This is a genomic window from Absiella sp. AM09-50, from assembly GCF_003433845.1.
GTDB lineage: Bacteria > Bacillota_I > Bacilli_A > Erysipelotrichales > Erysipelotrichaceae > Hoskinsella > Hoskinsella hominis.
Genome location: NZ_QVFI01000015.1, coordinates 15094 through 30891, shown reverse-complemented (window position 1 = coordinate 30891; position 15798 = coordinate 15094). Strand labels below are relative to the sequence as shown.

The 15798-nt window shown below is 35.8% G+C and carries 13 protein-coding genes; 2 read left to right on the top strand and 11 right to left on the bottom strand.

From position 1 onward, the window contains the following. Nucleotide 1: 1 nt before the first annotated feature. The 3 genes from DW114_RS12945 to murI form a co-directional block, all read right to left on the bottom strand. A complete protein-coding gene (locus DW114_RS12945) occupies nt 2-742 on the bottom strand; it encodes an AAA family ATPase (RefSeq protein ID WP_117454181.1) in 741 nt (246 codons plus the stop codon). A 97-nt stretch (nt 743-839) separates the two neighbouring features. After that, nucleotides 840-2216: an aminopeptidase gene (locus tag DW114_RS12940; RefSeq protein WP_117454180.1), complete on the bottom strand. Its 1377-nt coding sequence runs from the start codon at nt 2214-2216 to the stop codon at nt 840-842. A 105-nt stretch (nt 2217-2321) separates the two neighbouring features. Next, the gene (murI, locus tag DW114_RS12935) at nt 2322-3110 is read right to left on the bottom strand and encodes a glutamate racemase (RefSeq protein WP_117454179.1); all 789 of its coding nucleotides are present in this window, start codon (nt 3108-3110) and stop codon (nt 2322-2324) included. Between the two features lie 169 nt (nt 3111-3279). Between murI and DW114_RS12930 the strand changes: the two genes are divergently transcribed. Both DW114_RS12930 and DW114_RS12925 read left to right on the top strand, forming a co-directional pair. Further along, nucleotides 3280-5139, top strand: a complete 1860-nt coding sequence (locus tag DW114_RS12930) for a [FeFe] hydrogenase, group A (protein WP_117454178.1) — start codon at nt 3280-3282, stop codon at nt 5137-5139. 172 nt (nt 5140-5311) lie between these two features. Beyond that, nucleotides 5312-5572 carry a hypothetical protein gene (locus tag DW114_RS12925; protein ID WP_117454177.1) on the top strand — a complete coding sequence of 87 codons (261 nt, stop codon included), beginning with the start codon at nt 5312-5314 and terminating at the stop codon, nt 5570-5572. 23 nt (nt 5573-5595) lie between these two features. On the opposite strand, the gene DW114_RS12920 is transcribed toward DW114_RS12925, so the two are convergent. The 8 genes from DW114_RS12920 to DW114_RS12885 form a co-directional block, all read right to left on the bottom strand. Beyond that, nucleotides 5596-7578: an ABC transporter permease gene (locus DW114_RS12920; RefSeq protein ID WP_117454176.1), complete on the bottom strand. Its 1983-nt coding sequence runs from the start codon at nt 7576-7578 to the stop codon at nt 5596-5598. Nucleotides 7579-7712: 134 nt separating this feature from the next. Continuing rightward, the gene (locus tag DW114_RS12915) at nt 7713-8630 is read right to left on the bottom strand and encodes an exopolyphosphatase (RefSeq protein ID WP_117454175.1); all 918 of its coding nucleotides are present in this window, start codon (nt 8628-8630) and stop codon (nt 7713-7715) included. 152 nt (nt 8631-8782) lie between these two features. Beyond that, entirely contained in the window at nt 8783-9148 is a 366-nt protein-coding gene (locus tag DW114_RS12910) for a hypothetical protein (protein ID WP_147322640.1), read from the bottom strand. 221 nt (nt 9149-9369) lie between these two features. Then, nucleotides 9370-10623: an alcohol dehydrogenase catalytic domain-containing protein gene (locus DW114_RS12905; RefSeq protein ID WP_117454173.1), complete on the bottom strand. Its 1254-nt coding sequence runs from the start codon at nt 10621-10623 to the stop codon at nt 9370-9372. Continuing rightward, nucleotides 10624-11562: a 1-phosphofructokinase gene (pfkB, locus tag DW114_RS12900; protein WP_117454172.1), complete on the bottom strand. Its 939-nt coding sequence runs from the start codon at nt 11560-11562 to the stop codon at nt 10624-10626. It lies immediately after the preceding gene. Beyond that, on the bottom strand, nt 11562-12290 hold the full coding sequence (locus tag DW114_RS12895) for a PTS sugar transporter subunit IIA (RefSeq protein ID WP_117454171.1): 729 nt from the start codon (nt 12288-12290) through the stop codon (nt 11562-11564). Before DW114_RS12895 ends, pfkB begins: the two co-directional genes overlap by 1 nt. Nucleotides 12291-12300: 10 nt before the next feature. Further along, the gene (locus DW114_RS12890) at nt 12301-14349 is read right to left on the bottom strand and encodes a BglG family transcription antiterminator (RefSeq protein WP_117454170.1); all 2049 of its coding nucleotides are present in this window, start codon (nt 14347-14349) and stop codon (nt 12301-12303) included. A gap of 13 nt (nt 14350-14362) precedes the next feature. Further along, nucleotides 14363-15727 carry a PTS mannitol transporter subunit IICB gene (locus DW114_RS12885; protein ID WP_117454169.1) on the bottom strand — a complete coding sequence of 455 codons (1365 nt, stop codon included), beginning with the start codon at nt 15725-15727 and terminating at the stop codon, nt 14363-14365. Nucleotides 15728-15798: the final 71 nt, after the last annotated feature.

The window sequence follows — 15798 nt, the reverse complement described above, 5'->3', positions numbered from 1 at the left end:
ATTAGTCCTCCTTTGATACAATCCGTTCTACCATAGTAGCATCATTTAAAAAGCGATGATATAATGCATAGTTTGAGGTTTCCTGATATAACTTTTCCTCTATACCATCATCATTAAATTCATAAATGCATCCATAGGGATATGATAACAAGATTGGTGAATGCGTTGCAATGATGAATTGAGAATATCCGTTGATAGAAAGATCATGTATTCTTTTTAATAAGGTGAATTGGCCTGTTGGCGATAATGCTGCTTCTGGTTCATCCAAAAGATATAAACTGCTTTCTCCAAAGCGATAAATGATTAGATTTAAAAAGCTTTCACCATGGGATATTGTATGTAGAGATTTTCCACCATAACTTTCAATGATTTTTCTACCCATTATATTTTCAGGATCTGTATCTAAATCATCTATGCAACTAGAAAGATTATAAAAGCTTTCCGCTCGTAAAAAGAACCCGTCTTTAGCACGTGTAGTACCTTTTACTAATGTGATATCCTGCCAAAGTCCTGAGTGAGTTTCTAATGTGGAAAAATCAAAATTTCTAGTGCCGCCTTCTGGATTAAAGCCATATGCAATGGCAATTGCTTCTAAAAGGGTAGATTTTCCTGAGCCATTTTCTCCAGAAAAGAAGGTTACAGACTTTTTGAAATCTAATTGTGATAAGTCTTTGAAAGAAGGCAGATCATATGGATAGATATCAAGTAGATGTTTAAGTTTTACCTGTCTTAAATAGATCATCGTGTGTTCTCCTTTATAATTCTATATCATTATGATACCTATTCCTTATAAGAAAGTAAATGAAAAGAGGTCATCTTTTGACAACCTCTTTATCGTATTATGCTTTTTTCAAGAATGCTTTATAACCTTGTGTAGCTTCCCAGATATCAATCTTACTTGCTACTTCCCAAGGTGCATGCATGTTATGTAATGCGATACCACTATCGATAACTTCCATGTTATATTGAGCCAAAATGAAGGCGATAGTTCCTCCGCCTCCCTGGTCTACTTTACCAAGTTCAGCTGTTTGATATGTTACATTTTCACTATCCATAATGTTTCTTAATTCAGCCATGAATTCTGCGTTGGCATCATTACATCCACCTTTACCACGGCTTCCAGTATATTTCGCAAATACTAAACCATGTCCCATAAAGGCAGCGTTCTTTTCTTCATTAACACTTGCATAGTTTGGATCATATGCCGCAGATACATCACTAGATAACATTTTAGAGTTCTTTAAAGCTCTGCGTACATTTAATTCATTGTATTCCCCAGCACAGTTCATAACTTCTGCCACTGTATTTTCGAAGAATTTAGATTGTTGTCCTGTAGCACCAATGCTTCCAACTTCTTCTTTATCTACTAATAAGCAGATAGAAGTACGATCAACACTTTCTAATTCCATCTGTGCCATTAATGAAGTATAAGCACAGATACGATCATCGTGACCATATCCCAATATCATACTGCGATCTAAACCATAATCTCTTGCTTTACCAGCAGGTACAACTTCGATTTCAGCTGATACAAAATCATCTTCTTCAAAGTCATATTTTTCTTTCAACATTTTTAAGATGTTTGCTTTGACAGCATCTTTTTCTTCACCAGCTAAAGGCATGCTTCCAAATGTAACATTCAGATCTTCACCTTCAATTACATTGGTTGCTTTTTTCTGCATCTGATCACCAGCTAAGTGCACAAGTAAATCAGAAATACCAACTACAGGATCATTATCATCTTCACCAATTGACAAATTGATCACAGTACCATCTTTTTTCACTACAACACCATGTAATGCAAGTGGTAAAGTTACCCACTGATATTTTTTGATACCACCATAATAGTGTGTATCTAACATCGCAAATTCTTTATCTTCATATAAAGGATTTTGTTTTAAGTCAAGACGTGGACTATCAATATGTGCCCCTAAAATATTGAATCCATTTACCATTGGCTCTTTCCCAATCAAAAACAATGCCACACCTTTGCCCATATTATTTGCATAGACTTTATCTCCTGCTTTTAGTGTTTCATTGTTTTTAATTACATCCTCCAAATTGCGATAACCATAGCTTTCCGCAATACGGATACCTTCTGTTGTACATTCACGTTCTGTTTTACAGTCAGAAATATATTTCTTATAGCCTTCGCAATAAGCAAAGATTTCTTCTAACTGCTTCTCATCATACTTTTTCCAAGCATTTTCTCTCATTGAAATACCTCCATTCATACGCATTTATTATATATTTTTCGCAAAAGAAAGACAACTATAATCACTTTTTTCTTCCAAATTAAAGAAAAACAGGTCTGAAATCAACTATTTCAAATCCTGTTCTAATAATTTTTCTGATAATTCTAAGTAATAAGGCTCATTTGATGAATTATAAATTTCTACTTCTCCATCCATGTCATCTCGTTGTTCGCCTTTATCCTTTAATATCTTTTCCACATGTCTGGCAGTTCCCTCATTGCCATCTACTACAAGAATCTGTTCACCAACGATTTGTTTGATTTTTTCTTTATAGAATACAAAGTGTGTACAGCCAAGAACAATACTGTGAACGGTTTTGTTCATATATGGATCTAGATATTCATGTAATGTTTCATCCACAAGCACATCATCCTGTAATTTATTTTGTTCAACGATTTCAACCAATTTTGGAGTTGGCAGTTTAATAATTGTATTCTCGTTGCTGTATCTTGCCATGAGATCATGAAATTTCTTTTCTTTTAATGTGAAATGTGTTGCCATGACGATGATGGTATGATCTTTTTTTCCATCTGCCACGACCTTTAAAGCTGGTTCCATACCAATAATTGGTAACTCAGGATAAGCTTTCCTTAAATCATTCACACAAGCGCTGGTTGCCGTATTGCAGGCAATCACAACTGCCTTTACACCATGTTGAATGAAAAACTCCATAATTTCAAAACAGTGCTTGGTAATCTCTTCTTTGCTTTTCTCACCATAAGGTGCAAAAGCTGAATCTCCATAATAGATATAGTGTTCGTTTGGCATCTGATGTTTTAACTGTCTTAAGACACTGATTCCACCTAATCCTGAATCAAATACACCAATTGCTTTCTCGTTATTTGACAAAATCATCAACCTCCCAGAAGTTCCTTCATCATTATACCCTTTTTTTTGATTTCATGCATCATTTAAATATATTCCAATTGAAAGTTATAGTAATATTTTACAAATTAGATTGACAAATTATGGAATACCATGTAAACTAAAATTAAGAATTATTCTTAATTTAGGAGGAAAAATCATGAGTAAACATTTAGATGTTAATGTACGTGTGCCAATTGAAAAAGGCAATCCAGCAATACTTCGCTATGATAGTTTATGTATTAAATGTGGACAGTGCAGAGATGTTTGTCAAAAGCAGATCAGTGTTGGGCAGCACTATGATTTGTTAAAGACAAATGATACTGCCATTTGTATCCATTGTGGTCAATGTGCGAATGTATGTCCAACACATGCCATAAAAGAGCGTCAGGATTTTATGCAGGCAAAGGATGCCATGCGACAAGGTAAAAAGACTGTATTTATCACTTCTCCAAGTGTTCGTGTCGCAATAGGTGAAGAATTTGGCATGGAGCCTGGAAGCTATGTAGAAGAAAAAATGGTTGCGGCTTTACGTGCATTAGGCGCTGACTATGTATTTGATACAACCTTTGCGGCTGACTTAACCATTATGGAAGAAGCCAGTGAGTTAATTGATCGTATCCAAAACAACAAGCCTTTGCCTCAATTCACAAGCTGTTGTCCTGCATGGGTAAAATTTGTGGAAACATATTATCCATCTTACATTCCAAATATTTCAACCAGCAAATCTCCAATCAGTATGTTTGCGCCAACCATTAAAACTTATTTTGCGAAAAAAGAAGGCCTTGATCCAAGAGATATTTATATTGTGGCTATCACGCCTTGTACTGCTAAAAAATTTGAAATTCTGCGTGAAGAATTCCATGATGCCAGCGATTATCATGAAATGGAAGCTTTCCAAGATTGTGATCTTGTAGTCACAACCCGTGAATTAGGAAACTGGCTGAAAGCAGAGAATATCGTATTTGATGAGTTAGAAGATAGTAACTATGATACATTAATGCCAAGAGGTAGTGGTGCCGGTATCATCTTTGGAAACACTGGTGGTGTTATGGAAGCTGCATTACGTAGTGCATATTACTTTATCACAGGCAATGAACCAGGCGATGATTTATTAAAACTGGAAGTTGTTCGTGGTATGAATGGTGTAAAAGAAGCCTCTTTAGAAATCAATGGCATCCCATTACGTGTTGCTGTAGTACATGGTACAGATAATGCAAGAGCATTTATTGATCATATGGAAACAAGTGGCACTCATTATGACTTTGTGGAAGTTATGACATGTCGTGGTGGATGTATTGGCGGTGGTGGACAACCGCTTCATCCTGGTGAAGATATGGATGTTATACGTGAAAAACGAATTCAGGCACTATATGATAAAGATGCTTCCATCACTTTAAGAAACTCTCATGATAATCCACAAATCAAACAAATCTATGAAGAATTCTTTGACGCTCCATTAAGCCCTCTTGCGGAAAAACTGTTACATACAAGTTATCATGAACGTAAAGATCTAAATGAAAATCCAGATGTTTATCGTAGGGATTATCAGAAAGTATCTAAAGAAACGAATGAAACATCTAACGCTTCAGGTGTTCGTTATAAATGCAGTATCTGTGGCTATATTTATGAAGGCGATATCACAAAGGAACCTGATACATATACCTGTCCGGTTTGTTTTGTGCCAAAAGCTATGTTTGAAAAGATGGAAGATACTGTAGAAGAAGTAAAAGAGACATCTACTGGTGTTCGTTATAAATGCAGTATCTGTGGTTATATCTATGAAGGTGATATCACAAAGGAACCTGATACATATACCTGTCCGGTTTGCTTTGTACCAAAAGCAATGTTTGAAAAAATGGAAGATACTGTAGAAGAAGTAAAAGAAACATCTACTGGTGTTCGTTATAAATGTAGTATCTGCGGTTATATCTATGAAGGCGACATCACAAAGGAACCTGATACATATACCTGCCCTGTTTGTTTCGTGCCAAAAGCTATGTTTGAAAAAATGGAATAATATAGAAAAGAATAGAAATCTAGAAAAAGATTCCTATTCTTTTTTTGGATATACCTATCAAAATCTGTACAATATGAACAGTTTTTTATCTCAATTTCTACTTTTTCCCAAAAAGCTAGAACTATTCGCTATCTTATCGTATGATTGTTAGTGCAAAAGAAAGGATGGTTCCATGCTGGTATTGCTGTACATTATGTTATTTATGCTATATGCTTTATGTTTGTTTACTCTCCAGCTATGCTTTACTGGTGTAAATATTGGATTAACAATGACAATTTCTCTTATTTGTACATTTATCACTTATCTTGTTATTCGTCATTACATTTACACTCCGGTAAAATCCGAATCAAAAAGCTATCATACTGAACAAAAAGCATTATTTCATATCCTTCGTTATGATAATGACGAGGAAGAAAGAATACTGACACATTAAGGAAAAGCAAATCGCTTTTCCTTTTATTTTCTTCTTAATGTAGTTTTATATCCATGATAGGTAACGATGAAATATATACCATAAATTGCCACAATGATTGCGCCTGTCATAAGATTAGATTTCCACATACTGCTGACGCCAAACATATAGCCAAATGCGCCTGATACTGCTGGTACACCAATGAAAGAGTGAATAATCGCTAGCCCCATTGGTAATAAGAAATAGATTCCAATCTGTAGTAAAACAGAGCGATTCATCATTTTCTCCGGTGTTCCTATTTTCCTTAAAATCTCATAATTTGCACGAGAGTCCTCTGCTTCACTTAACTGCTGCAACGCTAATATTGCCGCACTGGAAATCATAAATACAATACCTAAATATAATCCGATATAAGTAAATAACATACCGATTCCCATGACATTATCTTCTACTTCTTTTTGAGAAGTACCTGAAAAACGATAGTGTTCAATCTTATGTTCATCAGCATAGGTATACATATTTTTCTCGATTTTTTCTATATATGGTTGTAGTTTCGCATCATCTACTTCAATATTCCAGTAACGAACCTGTGAAGTCTGGCCTGCCAGCACCTGATCTGGCACAACCATTGTGACTATGACATCCGGTGAAAAATTAGTTCCTAAAATTGTAATATCTTCTTTTTTATTTGAAATCTTCAAATCATGTCCAAACAACTGATAATCTATATGTTTATCCCCTGCTTCATTTAGATAGGATAATATTTCATCAAACCCACTAATGAAGAATCCTTCATTATCTTTTAACATCATCGTTTCTTTTCCCTGTGAACGCATGGCTTCGTTATAATCACTTAGAGAAATATATTCAACTTTTGCATCTCGATACATTTTATCTTTTGCGTCACGGCTGTCAATATATGGCAGAATATCATTTATTGTATGTTCATCTTTATATATTGTGACTGTATTATAGTAATCCACATCTGATAGTATCAACAAATTCTTCATATCTTCTTCAGATATTGGTTCATTCTGATGGTAAGTAAAAGGATAGGCACTTGCCTGCTCATATACTTTTGTAATGGAAGCATTTAAGGATAACCCACATGATAATGCGCCAATACTCAATAACAGCATCAAACATACAACACCCATAGAAATACTAGTCGTATTTATTTTCGCATTGATCTGACGTAATACATAGATATTTAGTTTTTTATAATAAACCTTTTTGCTGAGTTTCATGAACTGTAGCAGGAAACCAGACAATGATACGAAGAATAGAATCGTACCAATGGAGCCTAACAGCATAATCTGAGCCAGACTCAACGCAAAACTTTCTAATGAATAGGTTGTTAACCAATAAGCAATACCTAAACAAATCAAAGAAATAATTAACAGAATCACTGCGACAAATGGATTATTGATTCTGATTTTTTCTACTTTCTTCTTTGCCTGCAATAAATCAATCAATTTAACCTTTGCGATAACTCTTGTATTCAACAACATCAAAATAAAGAAAATTGCGGAGAAGGATAGAATCGTTGCCAACATTGCGCCAAAAGAGAAGATGATATGATAATCCACTGTGATTCCAAAACCTTTTGCGGTAACGATACCAAGAATCTGAGAACATCCAATTCCTAATATCAATCCAGTAATCAAAGATAATGATCCAACAAATAACGTTTCATATATCAGTATTTTAGAGATATCTCTTTTCTCCATTCCCAGCATCATATAAATTCCAAATTCTTTTTTTCTTCTGCGAATCAGAAAGTTATTTGCATATAGAATCAAAAATGCTAAAACAAATACCACAAAGAATGATAACATATTCATAAACAATCCAACCATCTGTAAGGACATAGCCTGTGATTCACTTAATTCCATAATATTTTTCTGTGAAGAAAAGGAATTAAAGGTATAAAACAAACATACTGAGAACATCAGTGTTAAAAAATAGATAAAGTAATCTTTATAGCTTTTCTTTACATTTTCAAAAGCCAGTTTTGATAATTTCATAAACGCTCACACCTCATTTCACACCATTATTATAATAAAGGTGTCATCCTTCTTCCATGGATGTTACTTACAATCACCTTTCAAATTTGTAAGATAAGAAAAACCGGCTGTCATTTGCGACTTCCGGTTGCTTCTTATTTGTTCATTTCTTTCATTTCTTCTAATAAGATTGGTAATTTTTCTTCCATTACCTCATCAGAGAACTGGCAGGTACCAACCACATGGTGACCGCCGCCGCCATATTTCAACATCAATTCTCCCACATCAATCTTACATGTACGATTCAGCACACTGTAGCCAACAGCGACACTGCATCCTTTGCCACCCTTTCCATTTACTATCCAGGCAGATATATTTGCTTCTGGATATAAACTGTAAATCAAAAATCTATTCCCAGAATAAATTGTTTCTAAACCACGCATATCAGAAATGATAATCTTATTTTCTACACGGGAGTGTGCCTTTACCATTTCAATAAATTTATCATTTTGTTCCCAATATAATTCAATACGTTCTTTTGTATCTGGCATTGCCAGTATTTCATCAATATTGTAGGTGCTGCACCAGTCAATCATTTTTTCCATTAACTGATAGTTACTGATGGTAAAGTTACGGAAACGTCCCAAGCCAGTCCTTGGATCCATTAAAAAGCCTAATAAAATCCATCCTGTTGGATGTAAGACTTCATCAATTGTAAGATTTGCACTATCCACTTTATCTACTGCCCATAATAAATCATCATATTGTGGAAATCTTTCTTTTCCACCATAATAATCATAGACAATATGTGCACAACTAGGACTTTGTCTACTCTCCCCTATATATTTTCCTTTATATGCGTTTCTTTCATCTTCACTGGAATGGTGATCAAACCAAAGGCCACAGCCTTCCACAAACGGAACATTCGCCAAACAATCATCTTCACTGACTTCCACTAAGCCATCCTGCAAGTCTTTGGGATGCACGAACTTCCAATGATCAATAATGCCAGCTTCCTTCAAAAAAACAGCACATGCCAAACCATCAAAATCTGATCTTGTAAGTAATCTCATGGTTCTCCTCCTTTGATATATATCATAAGTGTATCACACTTTGTAGTTCAAAGCAATGTGTCCGCTTACATTCCGATGATAATAAGATTAAAAAGGCATCATTTACTGCCATTTCATAATGAAAAGGCCATCATTTGATGGCCCCAACTTCATTAAGCTTGATACATTTGTGTCCAAAGATCAATCAACTTCTGGTTGGTTGTTTCTTTTTCCTTCACAATATTCATGACAGCTGTGATACGTTGTTCTACCAATTCTTTATCCATATCTGTTGGTATTTTTTCAATCGTATCCAATGCCATTTTAAAGTAATCCTGATTCTTTAACATTAATTCTATTTCTTTTAACATTTCTTCTTTTGTCATCTGTTCCATATAGGGTTCCTTTCCAGAAGCACTTCCCATACAAATTGTACATTCATTTATATAGGATGCTCTGCCTTTTTTCACAAGTCCCTTTGCACGTCTTTCATATGTATCATGCAAATAGTTACCTTGTACATCTATTACCTTTATCATAAGTTCATCCTTTGTATCGCTGTTTGTTTTGATGGGTGCCATCCCCTGATACATGTTAAGCATACGCTATTTACTTTGATTATACAAGTATTATTTAATCATTTACACAAACAAAGAATTTAAAAACTTTTTTTGCAGTCTATTTATACTTTAAGTATAAATATGGATACTTATATATCAAAAAAGAATGCGAATCAACACATTCTTTCTTGTTTTATCTTCTATTGTCCAAAGTGTTCCAATAACATCTTTTCTGCTTTGGCACTCCATAAGCCTTTGTTGTTTTTACATACTTCATCTAGTTCTTTGAAGAATGGATCATTTTCACCAAGTTTGCCAAAATCCTCAATAGCAGTCATTGGCATGTTGATGTGGGTATAGACAAGTTTCTTTCCACCAGGTACATCTGGCAGGTTCTTGGTTGTTTCCACTACTGAATCTAGTCCTCCAACATGTGTAATCATGACAGCGGATTGAATTAATCCTTTGGCATCTTTTTCAATCGCTTCTTTCATATCATCAATGGTTCCTCCTGTTGAACCGATGATTTTACTTCTTGAATAATGGCAGTCGTATAAATTGACCATCGCAGAGAATTTCATATCGGTTGGTCCAGCGAATAGATTCATACATCCATCATATGCCATAATCTGATTTCCCATTTCACATACACCACGATTTGGGATATATACAAAGACATCATCATAACCTTTGCCATCTGTCAATGCCATTAATTCTTGAACCTGATCTTCCATATTTGCCGTATTGACATAGATTAATTCTATGCCATGTTTTGCGGCATCTGCTTCTGATATCACTTCTCTTGCACGATGAATTCTATCATCATTGATTTCTGTGACAACGATACGTTTTGGCTTGTTTTCAAATGTTAAGCCAAAGCTTACGGCACCAAGGCCCATAGGTCCACATCCTCCAAGGATAATGATATTTCCACCTTCTTTGGTTCCCATCACATGCTGATAAGTACCTGGAATCGTATGATAGTTAGTATGATATCCACCAATGACACAGCTAACTGGTTCAGCTACAGAGCTGGCGAAATAGCTGTCGCCTTCAAATGTCCATAAACATCCTGCTTCAATGATATCATTTGGGAAAATACAGTATTGTGTATCTCCTCCACACCACTTGTAAGAATAGCCTGGGCTTTCCATCTGGCCTGGAATAGCTGGCTGTTGGGCAAATTTTTGTCCTGGCTGGAATTTGTCTTGCCATTTTTTACCTACCTGAACGATATCTCCCGCAAATTCATGTCCAATAATAATAGGATGATCATAAACATCATTTGGTACACGTTTGTGATTAGCTCCCTGTTTTACTGTTTTCCATGTGGACATACAAATACTATCAGATACAACTTTTACTAGTATTTCATCATCTTTGATTTCTGGTAATTCAAATTCATCTAAACGAATATCATCAACGCCATATAAGCGTACTGCTTTTGTTTTCATTTAATTTTCCTCCAATGTTGTTAATACAACTTTATTTTTTAATTCCTTCACAACCTCCATAGATGCCGGTTGTGTTCCCTTGGTCATCACAGCGCCTGCACTTGCGGCTACCGCAAAGCGAATCATTTCTTCTAAAGAATAGCCTTGTTCGATGGCATACGTGATACCTGCGACCATTGCATCTCCTGCACCTACGCTAGAATGTGCTTCTACTTTTAATGCCTCTGCCAAAATAACCTGATCCTGGGTAATAAAGATAGCTCCCTGTTTTCCCATGGATACGACAACATACTTCGTATCTTCATTTAACAGTGTCTTTGCCAAAGAGATGATTTCTTTATTATCTACATCCTGTGATACACCAAAGTAAGTAGCTAATTCATATTTATTAGGTTTGATTACAAGTGGTTTTGCCTGAATCCCTTTCGCAAATAATTCTCCGTCTGCATCAAAAACAACACGACTTCCGGATTTTTTGATTTCATTAATCAATTCATAATAGATGTTAGTATCTACACCTTTACTGACATTTCCAGATAATACGACAATACTATCATTTTTACATAATTCACAGATTTTTTGTTTTAACTGTTCTACTTCCACTTCTCCAATAAGCGGTCCTGCTTCATTTAATTCTGTTAACTCCATATCCTTATCCAATACTTTTAAATTGGTACGTGTCATGCCTTCTACCCATACGAAATTTGTATTGATATGCAAATCTTTCAAGGTATGATCAATATATTCACCAGCAGAGCCAGCTAAAAATCCAGTACATAAAGTTTCTCCGCCAAATGCTTTGATTGTTTTTGATACATTGACACCTTTTCCACCTGCATCCTGCATCACATTGCTTAATCGGTTTAATCCGCCAACTTTTAGTTCTTCTACTTCTGCTGTTTTATCAATGGCAGGATTAAAGGTAACGGTAATGATCATTATGCTTCCTCCTTCGTTAAGATATCATAGATGGTATCGACATCTCCTGCGACAACTTGTTCAACAGTTTCCATTTCTCCAAGTTTACTTGCGATATTGGCAAGAATGCTCATATGATCATCGTTTTTAGCAGCAATACCAATCACGATTCTTGCGTTTCCCTGTGCCCATGGAATGCCATCAGGATAAATCATTACAGCGATACCAGTTTTCTTTACACAGTCCTTTACTTCATATTCTCCATGAGGAATAGCGATATCATTTCCAATATAAGTTGTTAGGCTATGATCACGATTTAACATTCCCTGAATGTATCCTTCTTCAATATATCCGGCAGATAATAATAAATTTCCCATTTGCATGATGGCATCATCACTGTTTTTAGCATGACAATTTAGACGAATGTTCTGTTTTTCCAGAATTTCATTTTTTTCTTTTTTCTTCTTAAATAACATAATTTCCTTCACGATCCTTTCGTAAGCTTTCTGATCCATAAAACTTTCCACACCATAGTACACAGCGTTTGGAAATGCTTGTTCGATTTGGTGTTTAAAATTGATATGTGAAACAAGAATATCTACATCATCAGGTACTGCCGCAATGGAACAGTTTTTCACTTTATCATGACAGCCTGCTTTTTTTAAACGTTTCTGTAATAAACCGGCACCTAATGCGCTGCTTCCCATTCCAGCATCACATACAAAGTATATTTTTAAGTTTTCCTGCATGATGCACCTCCTATTCTTCTATACATTCTTTCACATACTGTTCTTCTATCATCTGCAGGTGTTTTACGATATCTTCCCGATTTCCTTTTTGCATATATGTTAGAAATACATCATCTTCGATAATAGAACGGTTGATATAGCTGCATAATTCCTGTTCGATTTCACTAGCATCTTTTCGCATCAGCATCACCTGTACAAAACAGATATTAGGATAATGTTGAAAATGCTGTTTGGGATATAAGCACATCATCATGGGCTTCTTTATATCTGGCACAAGTGCGTGTAATAAGATAAAGTGAAAGTCCTCCATAATGACGGAACCCATTTGTTCACGTTTCATTAACGCTGTATACACACTTTCTGATTCCCTGCAGTGTGATGAAACAAAGTGAATCATATCATTGATCTTTAATGTATCATCAATGGTATATGTTTGAAATTCTTCTAAAATATCTACAGCCAAATGACTTGCTTCTTTGATACGATAAAGCAGATTGCTTTGTTTATTTAATGGTTTTATCCCTTCTTTTTCCCATAAGGGATGCAGCTTCATCAATAACTGGTGTAAATCTTCATCATTTAGAAGTGGTGTTACCATTAAGACTTCTGTATCATCAAGCTGTAAATCAAAGGTAGAAATCAAGAGCTCCATATCTTCATAGTGATGACGTGTAATATCTTCCATGGATAAAGTTTTTAATTTGATACCTTCTGGTATCGCTTTGGATATTCTGGCAGATAATAGTGCACTGACCCCAATGCCACTGGCACATACAACGCCGCACATGACTTCACGTTTCTTTAATTTTTTCTGTTGATTTCGTTCAATACTTGCGCCTACATGCATGGTGATAAAGGCAATTTCATCATCACTGACCTTGCAGTCATAGCATTTTTCTATATATTGACATGCTTGTTTTGTTTGTTCATAAAGGTCATGATACATTGTGGAAATGGTTTCCTTTAAAGGATTATAGATTGGTAAATTGTTTTTTAATCGTATAATGGTAGGCTCCAAGTGCGTCAATAAACCATTCATGAATTCTTCATCTGATAACAGAATGACACGTTTTGCTTCATCGAAGCTTTTCAACATTTCATATACCTGTTGTTTTAAGGTCGTCGCATGTGCTTTATCTTCTGGTCTAGTAATTTTTGCGCCTTTGATATGCAAGGCAATAAATGCGATTTCTACATCTGGGATATCAATATCAAATTCTATTTCCAGATAATATGCCATTTTTCTGGCCTGCTGGAAAGCCGGGTCCATGTGAACCATGGAAAGCACTTCATTGCTTTCTTCAATCGCCTCATGTTTTTGAATGCGGTCAATGGCAATGACCAGATGGATGATCAATCCTATATATCCTACACTGGCATAGCGATCAAGTGACAGTTCATGTTGATAAGTTTCAAATACATGTAATACTCTAGTTAAGATATCCTGATCTAACAGCTTTAAGATACTTTGTGAGCCGGTATCTATAAAAATCTGATGCAATAAACTAGATGAATCTAAGAAATTGATACGTTGTAATTGTTCATTTTGAACAATGCTCTGATTTACAATAGAAGTGATTGCCCTTCTGAAATTTTCTTCTTTTCCAATAAGCTGTACACCAAAGCCAGGCTTACGCAGTAAGGATAAATCATATGTTTGAAGCCATGGTTCAATCGCATCCAGATCATTGGATATAGTCGCTTCACTGACCTGAAACATACCCGCATAATGTATGAGCTTTTCTAAATCTTCACTATGCAGCAGTTCAAAAATCAACATGTTTCTTCGTTCTGTTTTATCCAGATAAGCAATTCCCTGTACTTTCAATTCTTTTAAGAGGAAAGCTTTGTTTTCTTCTTTTCCTTCGATACACAATCCGGCTTTTGTTTTCGTTAACTGCAAATCATATGCTTTTAAATCCTGATCGATATCTTTAATTTCACGAAAGATGGTTCTGGTGCTTGTCTTGCATATATTTGCTAAGGTGTCCACGCTGACATACGCATCCATCTCAAGACAGTATTCTAATATCTTTTTTAATCTGGGTGAGTATATCATCGCGTGTTCCTCCTTATTGATTCTTTAATTTTTCTACGATATCATCGTATTCTTTACCACCCATAAAGTTGGTGATAGGGAAAATCGTTGCATTTGGACAATGATCTTTTGCACGTTCCACAAGAGATTGGTGGGTAACAATGACTTCTGTATCCATCGGTACATCATCAATCGCAAAGTGTTTGACATCGACATTGATACCATTTGCTTTTAACTTCTTGGTTAATGTTGTTGCGCCCATGGCAGAGCTACCCATACCAGCATCACATGCAAATACGATTTTTGATACGCTGATGGTTTTGGCTTTGCCTTTGGCTTCACTTTTCATATTAGATACTGCCGCAGATGCTTCTTCTAAATCCATGTCATCACCTTTATTGCTGAATTTTAAGATGACCATAGAAATTAAGAAGGATACCACAGCTGCCACAATCACACTTAAGATAACGCCTAGATAGCTGTCTTTTGCACACATGCCAAGGATGGCGATAATACTTCCTGGTGATGCTGCAGATACAAGTCCTGAGCCCATGATACTGTTCACAAAGACACCAGACATTCCACCAGCAATAACAGCAAGTAGTGTTAATGGGTTCATTAATACGTATGGGAAATAGATTTCATGGATTTCACCAAGGAAGTGAATGATGACAGCTCCTGGCGCAGAGCTTTTTGCACTGCCTTTGCCAAAGATGCAATATGCCAATAATAATCCTAAACCAGGTCCTGGATTAGCTTCAATCAAGAAGAAGATAGATTTTCCAGCTTCTGCGACCTGATCCATGCCAAGTGGTGTAAATACACCATGATTAATGGCATTATTCAAGAACAATACCTTCGCAGGTTCTACCAGAATAGATGTTAATGGCAATAAGCCATGACCTACCAGATAATTGACACAAGTGACCATGACATCTTTGATGCCAACACATACTGGTTCAATCGCAAGACATCCAAAGATGGCTAATAATGCACCAAGTATTCCTGCGGAGAAGTTGTTGATCAACATTTCAAATCCTGCAGGTATATGTCCTTCTAAAACACTGTCTATTTTTTTAATCAGATAACCGCCAAGTGGACCCATAATCATCGCACCAATAAACATTGGATCTTCTGTACCTGCCATAACCCCCATAGCCGCAGCAGCACCGACGATTCCTCCTCTTGTATCATAAATCATTTTACCACCTGAATAAGCAATCAGCGTTGGTAACAGGAATCTTTGCATTGGTCCTACGATTCCCGCAAGTGTTTCATTTGGCAGCCAGCCATCTGCGATAAACAATGCCGTTATGATACCCCACGCAATGAACACGGCAATGTTTGGCATGACCATTCCACTAAGGAAACGGCCAAACTTTTGAACTGATTCTTTCATAAATTCCCTTCTTTCTGTAAGTGTTTACCTCTTTACACTTTCAGTATAATTTCCACTTGGCAAAAAAACAA